The 15,741-nt window shown below is 71.1% G+C and carries 10 protein-coding genes; 5 read left to right on the top strand and 5 right to left on the bottom strand.

The window, feature by feature from the left end:
• Positions 1 to 6: 6 nt before the first annotated feature.
• The gene (locus ASF23_RS10780; protein WP_055952855.1) at positions 7 to 2,166 is read left to right on the top strand and encodes a S9 family peptidase; all 2,160 of its coding nucleotides are present in this window, start codon (positions 7 to 9) and stop codon (positions 2,164 to 2,166) included.
• 83 nt (positions 2,167 to 2,249) lie between these two features.
• Here the strand turns inward: ASF23_RS10780 and ASF23_RS10775 are convergent, their stop codons facing one another.
• Positions 2,250 to 3,770, bottom strand: a complete 1,521-nt coding sequence (locus ASF23_RS10775) for a CYTH domain-containing protein (protein WP_055952852.1) — start codon at positions 3,768 to 3,770, stop codon at positions 2,250 to 2,252.
• A 76-nt stretch (positions 3,771 to 3,846) separates the two neighbouring features.
• Between ASF23_RS10775 and ASF23_RS10770 the strand changes: the two genes are divergently transcribed.
• Complete coding sequence (locus tag ASF23_RS10770; protein WP_055952849.1) at positions 3,847 to 4,119, top strand: mycoredoxin; 273 nt, start codon at positions 3,847 to 3,849, stop codon at positions 4,117 to 4,119.
• 110 nt (positions 4,120 to 4,229) lie between these two features.
• Here ASF23_RS10770 and ASF23_RS10765 read toward each other — a convergent pair whose 3' ends face one another.
• Both ASF23_RS10765 and ASF23_RS10760 read right to left on the bottom strand, forming a co-directional pair.
• Positions 4,230 to 6,392, bottom strand: a complete 2,163-nt coding sequence (locus ASF23_RS10765) for a DEAD/DEAH box helicase (RefSeq protein ID WP_055952846.1) — start codon at positions 6,390 to 6,392, stop codon at positions 4,230 to 4,232.
• A 572-nt stretch (positions 6,393 to 6,964) separates the two neighbouring features.
• Positions 6,965 to 8,194, bottom strand: coding sequence for an aminoglycoside phosphotransferase family protein (locus tag ASF23_RS10760; protein WP_055952843.1), 1,230 nt, complete (start codon positions 8,192 to 8,194; stop codon positions 6,965 to 6,967).
• A gap of 99 nt (positions 8,195 to 8,293) precedes the next feature.
• On the opposite strand from ASF23_RS10760, the gene ASF23_RS10755 reads away from it, so the two are divergent.
• The gene (locus ASF23_RS10755; RefSeq protein ID WP_055952840.1) at positions 8,294 to 9,334 is read left to right on the top strand and encodes an FUSC family protein; all 1,041 of its coding nucleotides are present in this window, start codon (positions 8,294 to 8,296) and stop codon (positions 9,332 to 9,334) included.
• Between the two features lie 108 nt (positions 9,335 to 9,442).
• On the opposite strand, the gene ASF23_RS10750 is transcribed toward ASF23_RS10755, so the two are convergent.
• Complete coding sequence (locus ASF23_RS10750; RefSeq protein WP_055952837.1) at positions 9,443 to 9,850, bottom strand: hypothetical protein; 408 nt, start codon at positions 9,848 to 9,850, stop codon at positions 9,443 to 9,445.
• 278 nt (positions 9,851 to 10,128) lie between these two features.
• Here ASF23_RS10750 and ASF23_RS10745 point away from each other — a divergent pair, with 278 nt between their 5' ends.
• Entirely contained in the window at positions 10,129 to 10,806 is a 678-nt protein-coding gene (locus ASF23_RS10745; protein ID WP_055952834.1) for a response regulator transcription factor, read from the top strand.
• 4 nt (positions 10,807 to 10,810) lie between these two features.
• On the top strand, positions 10,811 to 12,250 hold the full coding sequence (locus tag ASF23_RS10740) for a sensor histidine kinase (protein ID WP_055952831.1): 1,440 nt from the start codon (positions 10,811 to 10,813) through the stop codon (positions 12,248 to 12,250).
• Between the two features lie 7 nt (positions 12,251 to 12,257).
• On the opposite strand, the gene ASF23_RS10735 is transcribed toward ASF23_RS10740, so the two are convergent.
• Entirely contained in the window at positions 12,258 to 15,671 is a 3,414-nt protein-coding gene (locus tag ASF23_RS10735) for an error-prone DNA polymerase (protein ID WP_055952828.1), read from the bottom strand.
• Between the last annotated feature and the right edge of the window lie 70 nt (positions 15,672 to 15,741).

Raw genomic sequence — 15,741 nt, 5'->3', positions numbered from 1 at the left:
GGGTCGGTGACCGACGCCGTCCCCCAGACCTCCATCCCTCCCGTCACCCCACCGACCGCACCGAAGCACCCGCAGACGCGCTCGCACCACGGCATCGACGTGGTGGACGACTACGAGTGGCTCCGGGACAAGCAGTCGCCGGAGACCCTGACGTACCTCGAGCAGGAGAACGCCTACACCGATGCCGAGACGGCCCACCTCGAGGCCCTCCGTGGTCGCGTGTTCGACGAGGTGAAGTCCCGCGTGCAGGAGACCGACCTGAGCGTCCCGGTCCGGATGGGTCGGTTCTGGTACTTCACCCGCACGCGCGAGGGCAGTCAGTACGGCATCCAGTGCCGTGCGCCGATCAGCGGTGACGACGACTGGACCGCGCCGACGGTCGCCGAGGGTGGTCAGCTCCCCGGCGAGCAGGTGGTCCTCGACTCGAACGCCCTCGCGGACGGTCACGAGTTCTTCTCGCTCGGCTCCTACGACATCAGTGACGACGGCACGCGCCTGGTCTACGGCGTCGACGTCGCGGGCGACGAGCGCTACACCCTGCACGTGCGCGACCTCGAGACGAACCAGGACTTCCCCGACGTCGTCGAGAACACCGGCGCCGGCGCGGTCTTCGACCCGTCCGGCCGCTTCGTGTTCTACCCGACGGTGGACGAGTCCTGGCGCCCGGACACCATCTGGCGGCACCGCGTCGCGTCCGCCGAACCGGACGTGTCGGTGTTCACCGAACCGGACGACCGCTTCTGGGTCGGCGTGGGCGTCACGCGCTCGTCGCAGTACATCGTCATCGAGCTCGGCTCCAAGATCACGTCCGAGGCCCTCGTCCTCGACGCCGCGGACCCGACGGGCGAGTTCCAGGTCGTCTGGCCCCGCCGCGAGGGGGTCGAGTACGAGATCGAGCACGCCATCGTCGGCGGGAGTGACCGGCTCCTCGTCCTGCACAACGCGGGTGCCGAGAACTTCGAGCTCGTCGACGTGCCGGCGGACGATCCCCAGTCGACCACCGACCGTCGCGTGGTCGTCGCGCACGACCCCGAGCGGCGGATCGAGTCGGTCGATGCGTTCGCACGGCACCTGGCGCTCGAGTACCGCTCCGAGGCGCTCCCCAGGATCGCCATCCTGCCGATCGAGGGCGACGGCTACGGCGATGCGCACGAGATCCCGTTCGACGAGGAGCTCTTCTCGGCGGGCTTCGGCGGGAACCCGGAGTGGGACCAGCCGACACTGCGCATCGGGTTCACGTCTTTCGTGACACCCTCCACCGTGAGCGACCTGGACCTCGAGACGGGCGCGGTGACTGTGCTGAAGCGCCAGCCGGTCCTCGGCGGCTACCGCTCCGAGGACTACGTCCAGGAGCGCGCCTGGGCGACGGCCACGGACGGCACCCGCGTCCCCGTCTCGCTGGTCTGGCGTCGCGACGCCGTGCCGGCCGGGAGGCCCGCCCCCGTCCACCTGTACGGGTACGGATCGTACGAGCACAGCATCGACCCCGGGTTCAGCGTGATGCGCCTGTCGATGCTCGACCGAGGTGTCGTCTTCGCCGTGGCACATGTCCGCGGCGGCGGCGAGATGGGCCGGCACTGGTACGAGAACGGCAAGACCCTCACCAAGAAGAACACGTTCACGGACTTCGTCGCCGTGGCCGATCACCTGATCGAGGCCGGACGGACGACGCCGCAGCAGCTCGTCGCCGAGGGCGGGAGCGCCGGCGGCCTCCTCATGGGAGCGGTGGCGAACATCGCCCCGGACCGCTTCGCGGGCATCGTCGCGGCAGTGCCGTTCGTCGACGCGCTGACGAGCATCCTCGACCCGGACCTGCCCCTGACCGTGATCGAGTGGGACGAGTGGGGCGATCCCCTGCACGACCCCGAGGTCTACCGGTACATGAGCGAGTACACGCCGTACGAGAACGTCCGCGCCGGCGTCGAGTACCCGCGGATCCTCGCCGTCACGAGCATCAACGACACCCGCGTGCTGTACGTCGAGCCGGCCAAGTGGACGGCGCGGCTCCGCGAGGTCGGCGCTCCGGTGCTCCTCAAGACCGAGATGGCGGCAGGGCACGGCGGTGTCAGTGGTCGGTACGCGTCGTGGCAGGAGCGGGCGTTCGAGATCGCGTGGCTGCTCGACGTGCTCGGTCTCGCGCAGACGGAGCCGCTCCCCGCGAGCTGATCTCGGACCCGGGGGCGGCGACCCGGCGTCGGCGCGGACACCGTGTCGGCGCGGACACCGTGTCGGCGCCGCCCCGGGGTCGGCTAGACCCGCGACAGCGCGTGCACCGCGTCGTCGTAGGACTCCTCGGCGCGACGGACGCGGTCCCCCGCGAGCACCCCGTACCCGAACGTGTCCTCGCCGCCGCGGCTCGCGATGCCCGCGACCAGCCGGAGCTCCTCGAGCGCGTGCAGCGCCTGCACCCGCTCGGTCAGGACGTCGGAGGCGACGCCGATGCGGCGGACGAGCGCCGACGCGAACGCGTCGTCGCCCAGGACGTCCATCGCGATCCGCATGGTCGTCGTCGCGAGCCAGGCCCGCTCCGTCGCGGCACGGTCGGCGTCCTCGTCTCTCGGGTCGTCACCGACGGCGGCGCGGACGAGGTCACGCACGGCAGGCTTCGACACGCTGGTGACGTCCTGGGCGACCTTCTTCGGCGCCTGGTTCGACCACGGGGTGGGTGCGGGGCGCTCGACGGCGTCGTCGAGGAGGTCGAGCAGGTCGAGGAAGTCCGGCGTGTTCAGGAACCGGACGACGTCGCGTGCCGCAGTGTCTCGACGCTCCCGGGTCGCCGCGATGATGCGTTCGCGGGTCATCGCGTCGACAAGTTCCTCCTGCGCCGGCGTCGCCGCGCGGTGCAGGGTCTCCACGAGGTCCTCGGCCGAGGCACCCCGCGCCGTCACGTCGGCGAGCGCGTCGGCGGCTCGGACGGCGCGGGCGGTGAGGTCGGTGTCCGGGAACGCCTTGCGGTACGCACCGAGGACGGCCGCCACACCGAGCGCGGTCGTGGCCAGACCACCCAGGTCCGCGACCTCGCCGGACCGCAACCGGGCCTCCCGGCGGTGCAGCGAGGCGCGGAGGCGCGCGAGACGCTTCGCGATCGCACGCGCCGCGGTCTTCTTGGCGGGCTTCTCAGCGGTGCGGAGACGAGGCGCGTCCGCGCCGGCGAGGCCACGCGCGAGCTTCGAGGACACCGCGGCACGGCCGGCGCCGACGGCGGCGAACCGTCCGTCGAGCGCATCGAGGAACGCGTGGGCGACCTGCGGGTCGACGCCCTCGACCGTCTCGACCTCCACCTCGCGCCAGCGGCGCGGGTCCGCCACGGGCGCCCCGTCGGGACCGAGGCGGGTGGCCGTGACGGCGTCGTCCGCCAGCTCGGCGACCTGGTCGTCATCGTCGTCCAGGAGGCGCGTCACGGCCCGGGTGGTCTGGATCCGGACGACGGGCTGCAGACCGCGTCCGCGCCGTTCGGTGAACAGCGCCGCGAGGACCTCGTCCGGGACCGCATCGGCGTCCTCGGTGAGCGGGAAGTGCTGCTCGTGGCGCACCGTGTCCGACTCGGCGCGCTTGATGTGCCAGCCCGCGTCCGGTCCTCCGGTGCGGCGGCGGACGGTGACCCGCGAGACGACGAGGTCGAGCCGGTCGGTGTCCCAGTAGGTGGCGTCGAGGTCGAACGGCTCCTGCCGGTCGGTGCGGAGGATCCCCCCGACGCCGATCAGATCCGGCAGCGTGGCGCCGTCGGGCAGGTCGTAGGTGCGCTCGATCTCGAGGTGGGTGTCCGTCACGGGGTCCTGTCTACCAGCCCCGGTGTCCTGCTCCGCACGGAATGCACACGCAGGTGGCGCGGTTACCCTCTCCATCATGAGCGACACACTGAACCGCGAAGCCTTCGTCCCCGCTGCCGGCGCCGTGACCATGTTCACGACCGGGTGGTGCGGGTACTGCAAGCGCCTGAAGACCCAGATGGACCGTGCAGGCGTGACCTACACCGAGGTGAACATCGAGGAGACGCCGGGGACGGCCGAACTCGTCGCAGCGGTGAACGGCGGCAACCAGACCGTCCCGACGCTGATGTTCCCGGACGGGTCGACGGCCACGAACCCGTCCCTCGCCGAGGTGCAGTCCCGCCTGTAGCCGCCCCGCTCCGCAAAACACCGACAAGGCGGCATCGCGCGGAGACATTTCCCTGCGCGATGCCGCCTTGCTGGTGTTTCGCGGAAGTCGGAGGGTCCGACCGGCCGCCGCTACAGCTCGGCGGACTCCAGTGCCTCAAGGAGCATCGCCGACATCGCGTCGAGCTGGATGTCGCCGGAGTCGACGATCTCCTCGTCGGAGCCGTCGAGGGCACGTGCCGCGAGTCCCGCCTTGCTGTCGATGAGGTCGGCGATCTTCATGTCGATGGTCTGCGCGGCGATGATCCGCCAGGCCGTGACGGGTTCTTCCTGACCGATCCGGTGGACGCGGTCGATGGCCTGCGTCTGCTCGGCGCTCGTCCACGACAGTTCCGCGAGCACGACGTTCGACGCGACCTGCAGGTTGAGCCCGACACCGGCCGCGGTGAGCGAGCACACGATCACAGCGACGTCCGGGTCGTTCACGAACGAGTCGATCTGCGCCGTGCGGAACGCCGGGGTCTGGTCGCCGCGGATCGTCGCGGTGCGCAGGTTGCGCCGCGCGAAGACCTCTTCGGCCTGGTCCATCACGTCGAGGTGCTTCGCGAAGAACACCACCTTGCCGACGTTCGAGGCGAGCTGGGCCGCGTAGTCCGCCGCGAGCTGTGCCTTGGCACGGCCGATGCGCCGCACCATGGAGAAGACGTTCTCGCCCGTCGGGGACGCGTCGATGTCCTCGAGCTCCCACCGCGCGACCTGTCGGACGAGCTTGTGGTCGATCCCGTCGACGGGTGCCTGACCGGTGCGGTTCGCGAGCGCCGAGTGGTAGCGCTGCACGAGCTTCGCGGTGAGCTCGCGCTCGGCGTCGCGGATCGAGCGTCCGACCTCGTCGTCGAGCTCCACCGGGATGTCCGCGATCCGGCGGGCGGGGATGTCCGCGGCGACGTCGACCTTCCGGCGCCGGACGATGCCCATGTCGATGACGGCGCGACGGGCCTCGGAGAAGAACCCGGGTTCCGCCGGCGTGAGGCCGATGTCCTCGAGCTCGTTCATGAGCTCCGCGCGGGGCTTCTTGTCGTCGATCCACCCGAGGAACTGCCAGATCGTCCGGAAGTCCTCGACCGAGTTGATGAGCGGGGTCCCCGTCAGGGCCATCAGCAGCGGCGAGGCGACCCGGTCCCGGATCTTCTCGGCGAGCTGCAGGACGAAGCGGGAGCGCTGCGAGTCCTTGTTCTTGATGAAGTGGGCCTCGTCGACGACCATGCCCTTGAACCCGAGCCCGCCGAGCCAGCCGACGTGCCGGTCGAGGATCTCGTAGTTGACGATGATGATGTCCGCGAAGCCGTCGAGATCGTCGCCGTCGCCGTGGATGACCGTCGCCGTGCGGTTCGGGACCCAGAGCGCCGCCTCGCGTGCCCAGTTCGTCTTGACGACGTTCGGGACGACGACGAGCAGTGGGAAGGCGTTCGCGGCGTCCGCGGCGAGCAGCGACTGCGCGGTCTTGCCGAGACCGGGCTCGTCCGCGAGCAGGAAGGTGCGGTGTCCGTCAGCGGCGGCGCCGATGAGCTCGGCCTGGTGCTTCATGAGGGTCGAGCCGGCCGGGCTGTGCAGGGTCAGCGGTTCCGGGAGCGGCATCGAGGCGGGCCCGCCACCCGCTCCGTACTCGAACGACTTGAACAGCGGGCCGAAGAGCTCCCAGTTCGCGAGTCGCCGCGGATGTGCGACCGGCGCGTCGGCGAGCGAGAAGTCCGGAGCCAGGAACGGGTTCGCCAGCTGGCGGGACACGATCGCCTGCGGGACGACGGCGCGCTCCGCGGTCTCGAGCACCGGCGTCGGCTCCGCGGCGATGACCAGGTCCTCCGGCGCCATCTCCATGCCGCCGGCGATCATCATGTCGCGCTTGACGGTCCGCGTCGCCTCGGTCAGGGTCGCGTCCTCGCCGAGGAGCTGGATCACGCTGGTGTCGCGAGCGGCGGTCTTCGCGAGGATGGTCGCGACGCCGTCGAGTCGTTTCAGCTGCTCGGCGCGCTGCGAGTCGGTGAGTGTCGCGTCGACCTTGACCCGGGCACGCTCCTCGCGCATGAGCAGTGCGACGGCCTGGAACTTCGTCCGGTTCGTCGGACGGAGCGCACCGCGTTGCGCGGCGGCCTCGACCTCGCGCACGGCCCGGGCCAGGACGGGGATGAGTCCGTCGTTGTCCACGGGCCTGGTACGACGGGAGGCCGTCCCGGTCCCACCGGCAGCACGGCCGCCTGTGCGTCCACCGGCTGCACGCCTGGTGCCTGATCGAGCCAACGCTCCTCCTTGTCCGCCACGTGTGCGGGAATCCTCCGGCGATCGACACCGGTGTCAGTACATGGTCCGGACGCGGCGGTCGAGATCGAACCCCACCGCGTCACGCCGAGCGACGACGCCCGGGATGGCGCTCGCCCGGATCGGCCGGTCGGCGACGACCAGCCTTGCTGGACACGAACACGCGCGCCAAGCCGGACGAGTGTCGGGCGACAGCGGTTCCGCGATGCTCTCGATCCGATCGACGACCGCCAGGAGCGGCCCGGCCGGCGGCAGAACATGCGGCGCGTGCCCTGTCACTGTACCGCAGGCCGACCCCGCGCACCACGACCGCGCGCTCCGCGCGTGCCGATCCGGGCTGCGGTGGTCCGGGTCCGCTGACCGCAGCGGTGCGGCGGAGGCGGGTCGCGCCTCCAGTCCGGATGCCGGCCCCGTCCGAGGCATGGTCGGACGGTCGTGCCGGGTGCCGGGTGCCGGGTGCCGGGTGCCGGGTGCCGGGTGCCGGGTGTCCGGTGTCCGGTGTCCGGTGCCCGGTGCCGGGTGTCCGCCGCCGTCCGACGCGTGCTCAGACGGTCTCAGACGGTCGTGCCGGGTGCGGAGCGCGGACGGAGGCCTGGTCCGGACGGGAGGGCCGGTGCCGGTTCGGCGAGCGCGGCGCGGGTCGCCGCCAGGAGCTGTTCGGCCGTGGCGATGCCGGTGACGGATCCGGTGGTCGCCTGGCCGCCGGCGTGCGCGAGGAGCTGGGACCCGATCGCCGGACCGAGCCGGTCGGTCTCCGATCGGTGCCGGCGTGCCCAGTCGCGGGCGATCGCGTCCGCGAGACGTTCCGCGGCGGCCCCGCGTTCGGCGTCGTCACGCGACCGGTGCCAGAGCCCGGTCACGACGAGGTGCGCGACGACCGCACCGACGTCGCGGACCGGATGTCCCCACCCCGCGGTGTCGATGTCGAGCAGCCCCGAGATGCGCCACGGCTCCCGGTCGTCGACGAAGATCTGCTCGAGGTGCAGGTCGCCGTGCACGACCGCACGATCCGAGGTGCTCCAGCCGATCGAACGCCGGCCGATCGCGTCGTAGAGACGGTCGATCTCGTCGGCGTCCTTCGGGAGGGCAGCGGCCAGGGTCCTCCGGTGCCAGTCCGCGTGGTCCATCGCGTCGGCGCGCGCCTGCTCAGTCACCGGGACGCTCGCGATCCGACCGGTCAGCGCCGTCAGCGACGCGATGAACCGGGGATCGTCGGCGATGTCGAGGATCCGGCTCCCTGCCGGGACACCGCGGACCCGCTCGAGCACGAGGAGTCCGTCCCCGCGACTCGACAGCACTCGGGGAACGGGGAGTCCGGCGGCGACGAACTGCGAGTGCGTCCGGACGATCGGGCCGACCCGGTGCGGTCGGACGACCTTCAGGAAGAGCGTTCCCTCCTGGGAGTCGACCCGGACGACCGCACGCTTGCCGGGCCGGTACGCGGCGACGGTCAGCGACGGGTTCGTCACGGGCATGCCGAGCGTCGTGAGGAGCTCGGCGACGGCCTCGCGGTAGGTGACCTGCGGGAGCACCGGGAGCCCGGGGTCGTTCGGGTACGCCCAGACCGACACCGGTTCGCTCGTGAGCGGATCCACGACCACCGCGGAGTTCTGGTCGTGCGTCCCGCCGGTGTCCACGTAGGTCAGCACCGTCGCGGCCTGACCGCTCGGGTCGACCGTGTCGACCTCGTAGCCGTAGAGGTAGCCGTTGCCGGACGGCTCGACCGAGTGAGCACGCGCGGCGACCACGACGGACCCGGAGCCGACGAAGGCCTCGGGGATCACGCGCTCATGGTTGGGCCACACGCGGACAGTCAACCGTGTCCCGGGCGTTTCGGCGCGACGCGACGCGGCTCGGCGGGCCGGTCGTGGGACCCTTGGAGCGTGAACCCGGTCGCGCGCCTCCGCCAGTCGTCGCGCGTCCCGCTCCTGCAGGTGGTCAAGACCGCGGTCGCCGTGATCGCGGCGTGGGGTGTGGCCACCGCGACCGTCGGGACCGAGTACCCGATCTTCGCCGCGATCGCCGCGCTGCTCGTCGTGCAGCCGAGCATCAACCAGTCGTTCGTCAAGGGACTCGAGCGGAGCGCGGGGGTGGTGCTCGGCGTCCTGCTCGCGACCGCCGTGCACCTGGTCCTCGGCGGCTCGACCTGGATCGTGCTGCTCGTCATCGTCCTCGCGATCCTGCTCGCCTGGGCACTCCGACTCACCCCGACCTCGTCGACGCAGATCCCGATCAGCGCGATGCTCGTGCTGTCCACCGGCGCGACCACGCCGCACTACGCCGTCGACCGGATCATCGAGACCGTCATCGGAGCGGTCATCGCCCTCGCCGTGAACGCACTCGTCGTCCCGCCCGTCGCCCTGCAACCGGCGCACCTCGCGGTCTCGCGGCTCGCCCGTGACACCGCGGCCGCGTTCGAGCGGATCGCGGTCGGCCTCACGAAGGGTGCCGACACGGCGGAGTGGCAGGACGCGCTCGAGACCGCACGAGCACTCCGTCGGGCGCAGGCCGTGTCGGACGCTGCGATCGGGGCCGCCAGGGAGAGCCTGACGATGAACCCCAGGGGCGGGCGGCACCGGACGATCCTCGAGCGGGACGTCGTGGTCGCCGCGCACCTGTCGGTCATCGTCACGCGGGTGATCGGCATGACGCGGGCGATCCGGGACAACGCCACCCCCGACCTCGTCGAGGACCGCACCATCGGCCGCATCGCCACCGAGGTCGCGCGGATCGCGGTCGACGTCCGGACACTCGCCACCGAGGTCGAGGTCAGTGCGATCCGCCCGGAGTCCCAGGGCGACGAGCCGGCGCTGACGACGCCGATCGTCGTCATCCAACCGAACGAACACCACTGGATCCTCATCGGAGCGCTGCTCGAGGACATCCGGCGTGTGCGGGAGGAACTGCTCGGCGAGGGTGCCTGAGCGTCGTCGGTCCCCGACGGGGTTCCCCCGCGTCGTCGCCGGCCGGCGGGACGCCTGCGCGGACGACTCCTGGGCTGGGTACCTCGTCGGCGGGGCGTCGGCCGTAGCTCAGCGGACGGCGCCGATCGCCTCCACCACGTCGGTCAGGATCGCGTCCCACAGCCGGAGTGCTGCCCGCGACGGAGCGGGCCTCGCGGGGTCGACGCCGGAGAAGTGCAGGATCTCCGCCATGGTCGCGGCGCCACCGACCTCGTGCGCGGTACGCCCCGCTGCGTCCGGGAGCTCGCTACGGATCGCCGCGACGACCCGATCACGGTGCGCGGGTGACATCACCTCGACGTGACCGATGCCGCGGCGGGCTGCGGCGAGTTCCGCGTGCAGCCGTTCGATCGCCGGGTGGTCGCCGGGACCATGACCGTGTGGCAGGTCCGCACCGTGCGGCAGGTCCGCACCATGCGGCCGACTCGCTTGGGCATGCCCGGCCCGACGGTCGTCGTTCGGTGTGCTCTCGGTCATGCTCGATCTCCCCCGGGTGCCTGTCGCGCTCGGCGTCCGCGATGCAGCGACGACGCCGACGGCCGGTCGGCGGAGCGACGGACGAGCAGTGCGATCGGGCTCGGGACGCCCGAGGAGGATCGTAGCAATCGCAAGTGCAATGCTCACCGAACGCCATGCGTGTCCCCCGGTGGACCGGACGGTACGTCGCCGAGCATCTGTGATCAGATTCAGCAACATCGGCCGTTGGTCGGGGCCTCGGGACGGTTCGGTGCCACGATGGTGCCGGGAGGTCCGACATGCGATTGCTTGTGGTCGAGGACGATGACGAGATGCGCGCGCTGCTCGAGCGCGGACTCGCGGCAGAGGGGTACCGCGTCACGGCGGTCGAGAACGGTGTCGAGGCGCTCATCGCGCTCGGCGAGCAGGCGTACGACCTCGCCGTGGTCGATGTGATGATGCCCGGCATGTCCGGGTTCGAACTGAGCCGACGAATCCGGGAGCGCGACGATCCGATGCGGATCCTGCTCGTCACCGCGCGCGACGCCGTCGACGACCGGGTCTACGGTCTCGACGCCGGCGCCGACGACTACCTCACCAAGCCGTTCGCCTTCGCCGAGCTCACGGCACGTCTGCGCGCCCTCGGGCGTCGAGAGTCGGCGGGTGCCCCGCGCATCATCGAGGTCGCCGACGTGGCGATCGATTCCGAGGCGCGTCGAGTCGCGGTCCGCGGGCAGCGAGTCGCCATGAGCCCCACCGAGTTCGCGCTGCTCCGGCTCCTCGCCCGGTCCGCCGGCGCGGTGGTCGATCGTCCGAAGATCCTCGAGGAGGTCTGGGACGGCAGCCAGCACGTCGACCCGAACGTCGTCGAGCAGTACATCTCGTACCTGCGCAAGAAGCTCGCAGCGCAGGACGCCGGTGTCGCCATCACGACCGTCCGCGGCCGCGGCTACCGGCTCGACACGACCGGGTCCTGACCCGGTGCGAGCCCTCCGGCTCCTCTCGCTCCGTGCCCGCATCACGATCGGGAGCACGGCGATCGCGGCCGTCGTCATCGTCCTGCTCGTGACGATCGTGCGGCTGCAGGTCATCTCCGTCGTCGGCAACGCCACCGAGACGCTGCTCGCTGCGGATGCAGATCCGTACGTCGCCGCGCTCGAGGTGGACAGTGCTCCGAACCTCAGGAACCCGGGGAATGCCCAGCTCGTCGCCGTGATCTCGCCCTCCGGCCACATCGAGCTCTCGACGATGCCCGAGCGGGTGGAGCGGTCCTTCGGATCCCTCACCGGCGCAGGCCCCCGGACCTCGTCGATCACGGTCGGTGGTTCGGAGTACCGCGTCGTCGTCGACCACGTCACGAACAGCGCCGGACGATGGACGGTGGTCGCTGCGCGCAACGCGCAGGCGGAGCGGATCGTCGTCGACGACCTCACGACGACGCTGGCCGTGACGGGGATCTCGATCCTCATCGCCTTCGGGATCGCGTCGTGGGTGCTCGCCACCGCCGCGCTCCGACCCGTGAACCGGATGCGACGCGAAGCAGAGCGGCTCCGTGGGACGAGTGATCGTGCGGTGCTCCCCGTCGGTCCGGCACAGGACGAACTCTCGTCGCTCGCCACCACGTTGAACGCCTTCCTCGCACGCACGCGCCAGGCCACCGAACGCGAGCGGCAGATGGTCTCGGACGCCTCCCACGAGCTCCGCACCCCCCTCGCCATCCTGACGACCCAGCTCGATCTGGCGTCCCTCGACACCGGCGACGCATCGGCGCTCGAGGGCCACATCGACCGTGCGAAGCAGAGTGTGGCCCGTCTCTCGCGGCTGGCGAACGACCTCCTCACGCTGTCCCGGATCGAGGAGTCACGGCTCGCGGACGGTGCGGACGACGGCGCGGAGGCCAGGACCACCTCGTGGTCGGACCTCGGCGACGAGGTGATGGCCGCGGTCGACCGAGTCCGGCTCATCGCGGGGGCGAAGGACGTCACGGTCGACTTCGACCTGGTCCCGCCGATCGCCGTCGGGGGCTCCGGCCCCGGCATCGGTGGTGGCACCGTCGAGCCCCGGTACCGGCTCGACACGATCGGCATGGCGCAGCTCGTCACGAACATCGCCGGCAACGCCGTCGCGGCACTCGAACCGGGTGGCGGGATCCTCGTCACGTGGCGCGCGGACGCATCGGTCGGCGTCCTGCAGGTCACCGATGACGGCCCCGGCGTCCCCGACTCGTTCGTCGAGGTCGCGTTCGACCGGTTCACCCGCCCCGACGCGGCACGCCGGTCCGTGCACACCGCACCCGGTGGCTCCGGACTCGGTCTCGCGATCGTGCGCGCAGTCGCAGAACGGTCTGGAGGCACGGCGTACCTCCGCAACGTCCGTTCCGGAGGTCTCGAGGTCACGGTCACGGTGCCCGCCGTCCCCTGAGCGGGCATCAGTGGAAGTCCCGTGACTGTGTCCGGACGGCGAGGGGCAGTCGTTCGAGGTGGTCTGCGACGACGTTGACCACACCGTCCGGTGATCGCTCGAGGATGCCCCGGACGACCAGCGCCGGTGCCTCGCGCGCCACCCGACGGAAGCGCGTCCACACCCCGACGCTGCAGATGACGTTGACGAGACCGGTCTCGTCCTCGACGTTCATGAACGTGATCCCGGAGGCCGTCGCCGGACGCTGCCGATGGGTCACGATCCCGCCCACCTCGACCCGTCGACCGGTCTCCGCGACCGCGAGGTCTGCGACGCTCATCACCCCCCTGGTGGACAGGGCGCCCCGGACGTGCCGGATCGGGTGGTCGTCCGGGGAGAGTCCCGTCGACCAGATGTCCGCGATCAGGGTGTCTCCATCGGTGAGCTGGCCGAACAGCGGTGGCTGCACGAACACCTGCGTGTCGGGCAACTGGTCGGGGCGTTCCGCTGCCGCCTGCGCTGCGGACCACATGCCGCTCCGCCGATCGATGTCGAACGAGGCGAACGCGTCGGCCGCCGCGAGGGCCTCCAGTTGCGCGGTCGTGAGTCCCACCCGACGTGCCAGGTCGGACATGTCCCGGAACGGACCGTTCGCGTCCCGTTCCGCCACGATCCGCTCGGCGCTCTTCCGCCCGAGCGAGGTGACCTCGACGAGACCGAGCCGGACCGCGAACCCGCCGTCGCGACGATGGTCGTCGGTGTCGAACCGCTGCCCCTTGTCGAACGGCTGCACCGGCGGCTGCTCCTCCGAGAGGCACGCATCGGAACCCGTCAGGTGCCCGGCGTCGTCCAGCGGTTCGAGCGTCGCGTCGACACCGGACAGCAGGATGTCCGGCCTCCGGACCGTGACACCGTGCCGTCTGGCGTCCGCGACGAGCGTCTGCGGCGAGTAGAAGCCCATCGGCTGGGCGCGGAGCAGCGCCGCGAGGAACGCCCCCGGGTAGTGCAACCGCATCCAGGCACTCGCGTAGACGATGAGCGCGAAGCTGATCGAGTGGCTCTCCGCGAAGCCGAAGTTCGCGAACGCCTGGATCTTCATGTAGATCGTGTCCGCGTCCTCGCCGGTGATGCCCTTCTCCGCCATCCCCGCGTAGAGCGTGGCGCGGAGGCCCTCGATCCTGACGAGTCCACGCTTGGACCCCATCGCCCGCCGGAGTTGATCAGCGTCCTCGCCCGAGCATCCGCCGACCGTCATCGCCATCTGCATGAGCTGCTCCTGGAACAGCGGCACGCCGAGGGTCCGTTCGAGGACCGGTTCGAGCGACGGGTGCAGGTAGGTGATCGGCTCCTCGCCCGTCCGACGGCGGATGTACGGGTGGACGGCCCCGCCCTGGATCGGTCCTGGCCTGACGAGCGCGACCTCGATGACGAGGTCGTAGAACCGACGTGGGAGCAGCCGCGGCAGTGTGCCCATCTGCGCCCGTGACTCGACCTGGAACACCCCGACGGTGTCGGCCCGGCAGAGCTGGTCGTAGACGCCCTGCTCTTCTTTCGGCATCGAGTGCATGTCCCACCGCTCGCCACAGTGCTCGTCGGCGAGGTCGAACGCGTACTGCAGCGCGGCGAGCATCCCGAGGCCGAGGAGGTCGAACTTCACGAGTCCCATGTACGCGCAGTCGTCCTTGTCCCACTGCAGCACCGTCCGACCGTCCATCCGGGCGTGCTCGATCGGGACGACCTCGCCCACCGGACGGTCGGTGAGGACCATGCCACCCGAGTGGATGCCGAGATGTCGCGGGAAACCGAGGACCTCGCGCGCGAGCCCCACCACCTCGTCCGGGATGTCGTGGTCGTCGCTCTCCACCACCGAGCCCCAGCGCTCGATCTGCTTCGACCAGGCGTCCTGCTGCCCCGGGGAGTGTCCGAGTGCCTTTGCCATGTCGCGGACCGCGAACTTCGGGCGGTACGTGATCACGTTCGCGACCTGGGCGGCGTTGAAGCGGCCGTACTTGGCGTAGACGTACTGGATCACCTCTTCGCGCCGGTCGGAGTCGAAGTCCACGTCGATGTCCGGCTCCTCGTCGCGCATGCTCGAGAGGAACCGTTCGAAGGGCAGGCCGTAGCGGATCGAGTCGACGGCGGTGATCTCGAGCAGGTAGCAGACCGCCGAGTTCGCCGCCGAGCCGCGTCCCTGGCAGAGGATCCCGCGGCCCCTGGCGAACTGCACGAGGTCACGGACGATCAGGAAGTACCCGGGGAAGTCCTTCTCCTCGATGACGGCCAGTTCGCGTTCGATGCGGTCTCGCTTGCTCGGGTCGACCCCACCGCCCGGTGCCGCGTAGAGCCGCTCCGCGCCGATCCAGACGAGCTCTCGCAGCCAGGACATCGGGGTCGTGTGGGGCTCGGGCACCTCGACCGCCGGCAGCCCCGGCGAGACACTCCGCAGCCGGAACGAGAGATCGTCCGCGAGTGCCACGCTCCGTTCCACCGCACCGGGGTACCTGGCGAACCTGGCCTGCATCTCGGCCCCGGAACGGAGGTGCGCCGTGTCCGCAGCAGGCAGCCATCCGTCGAGCTCGTCGAGGCTCCGCCGCGCCCTGACCGCCGCGAGTGCGCTCGCGATGCGGAACCGGTCCGGCGTCGCGTAGTGCACGTTGCCCGTCGCGACCACGTCGAGCCCGAACCGGCCCGCGAGCTCGGCGAGGACGTCGTTGCGGCTGCTGTCGAGCGGATCGCCGTGGTCGAACAGCTCGACGGCGACGTTGTCGCGGCCGAACCGGTCGAGCAGCACGCGGAGTGCCTGTTCGGCGGCGGACGCACCGCCGGACTCGAGGGCGGACCGGACGGTGCCCTTGCGACAGCCGGTGAGCACCTGCCAGTGCCCCGCGGAACGATCAGCGAGGTCGTCGATGTCGTACCGCGGCTTGCCCTTCTCGGCGTCGTCGGCGAGGTGTGCACTCGTCACGGCCGCGGCCAGACGGTGGTACCCCTCCTGCCCGCGAGCGAGCAGGAGCAGGTGCGTCCCCTCCGGATCGGGCACACCGTTCTGCGGTTCGGTGAGTCCGAGTGACAGTTCCGTTCCGTACACCGTCAGGACGTCGGGGTAGGAGTCCGCCACCTCCGCCATCCGCGCGGCACCGTAGAGCCCGTCGTGATCGGTCAGCGCGAGGCCGTGCAGGTGCAGTCGTGCGGCCTCCTCGAAGAGCTGCTCCGGTTGGCTCGCCCCGTCGAGGAAGCTGAACGTCGAGTGCGCGTGCAGCTCGGCGTACGGGACGACCGGCTCGGTGACGTCACCGATGGCGGTCGGGGTGTACGGCACGCGCTTCCGCGACCACGCGGGGCTGTCACCCCCGTCGCCGGCCGGGGCCTCCCCGGGACTCCCCCGGTCGGAGAGCGCTCGCTCGAACTGCGTCCATGGGATCGGTGGGTTGCTGTAGCCCATCAGTGCACTCCCCGCATCGTCCTCAGGTGCGTCGTCGTCCGGTGACCGCTCGTCGTCCGGCGCCCGCGCG

Origin of the sequence: Curtobacterium sp. Leaf261 (assembly GCF_001422205.1) — a bacterium.
In the GTDB taxonomy this organism is placed as follows: Bacteria; Actinomycetota; Actinomycetes; order Actinomycetales; family Microbacteriaceae; genus Curtobacterium.
The sequence above is the reverse complement of the archived record's forward strand: the minus strand, read 5'-3'. Positions and strand labels throughout refer to the sequence as shown.

Bases quoted from the DNA above. Each gene is read 5' to 3' on its own strand.
- ASF23_RS10770 (WP_055952849.1), top strand. From the start codon at position 3,847: ATGAGCGACACACTGAACCGCGAAGCCTTCGTCCCCGCTGCCGGCGCC.
- ASF23_RS10735 (WP_055952828.1), bottom strand. From the start codon at position 15,671: ATGGGCTACAGCAACCCACCGATCCCATGGACGCAGTTCGAGCGAGCG.
- ASF23_RS10745 (WP_055952834.1), top strand. From the start codon at position 10,129: ATGCGATTGCTTGTGGTCGAGGACGATGACGAGATGCGCGCGCTGCTC.
- ASF23_RS10750 (WP_055952837.1), bottom strand. From the start codon at position 9,850: ATGACCGAGAGCACACCGAACGACGACCGTCGGGCCGGGCATGCCCAA.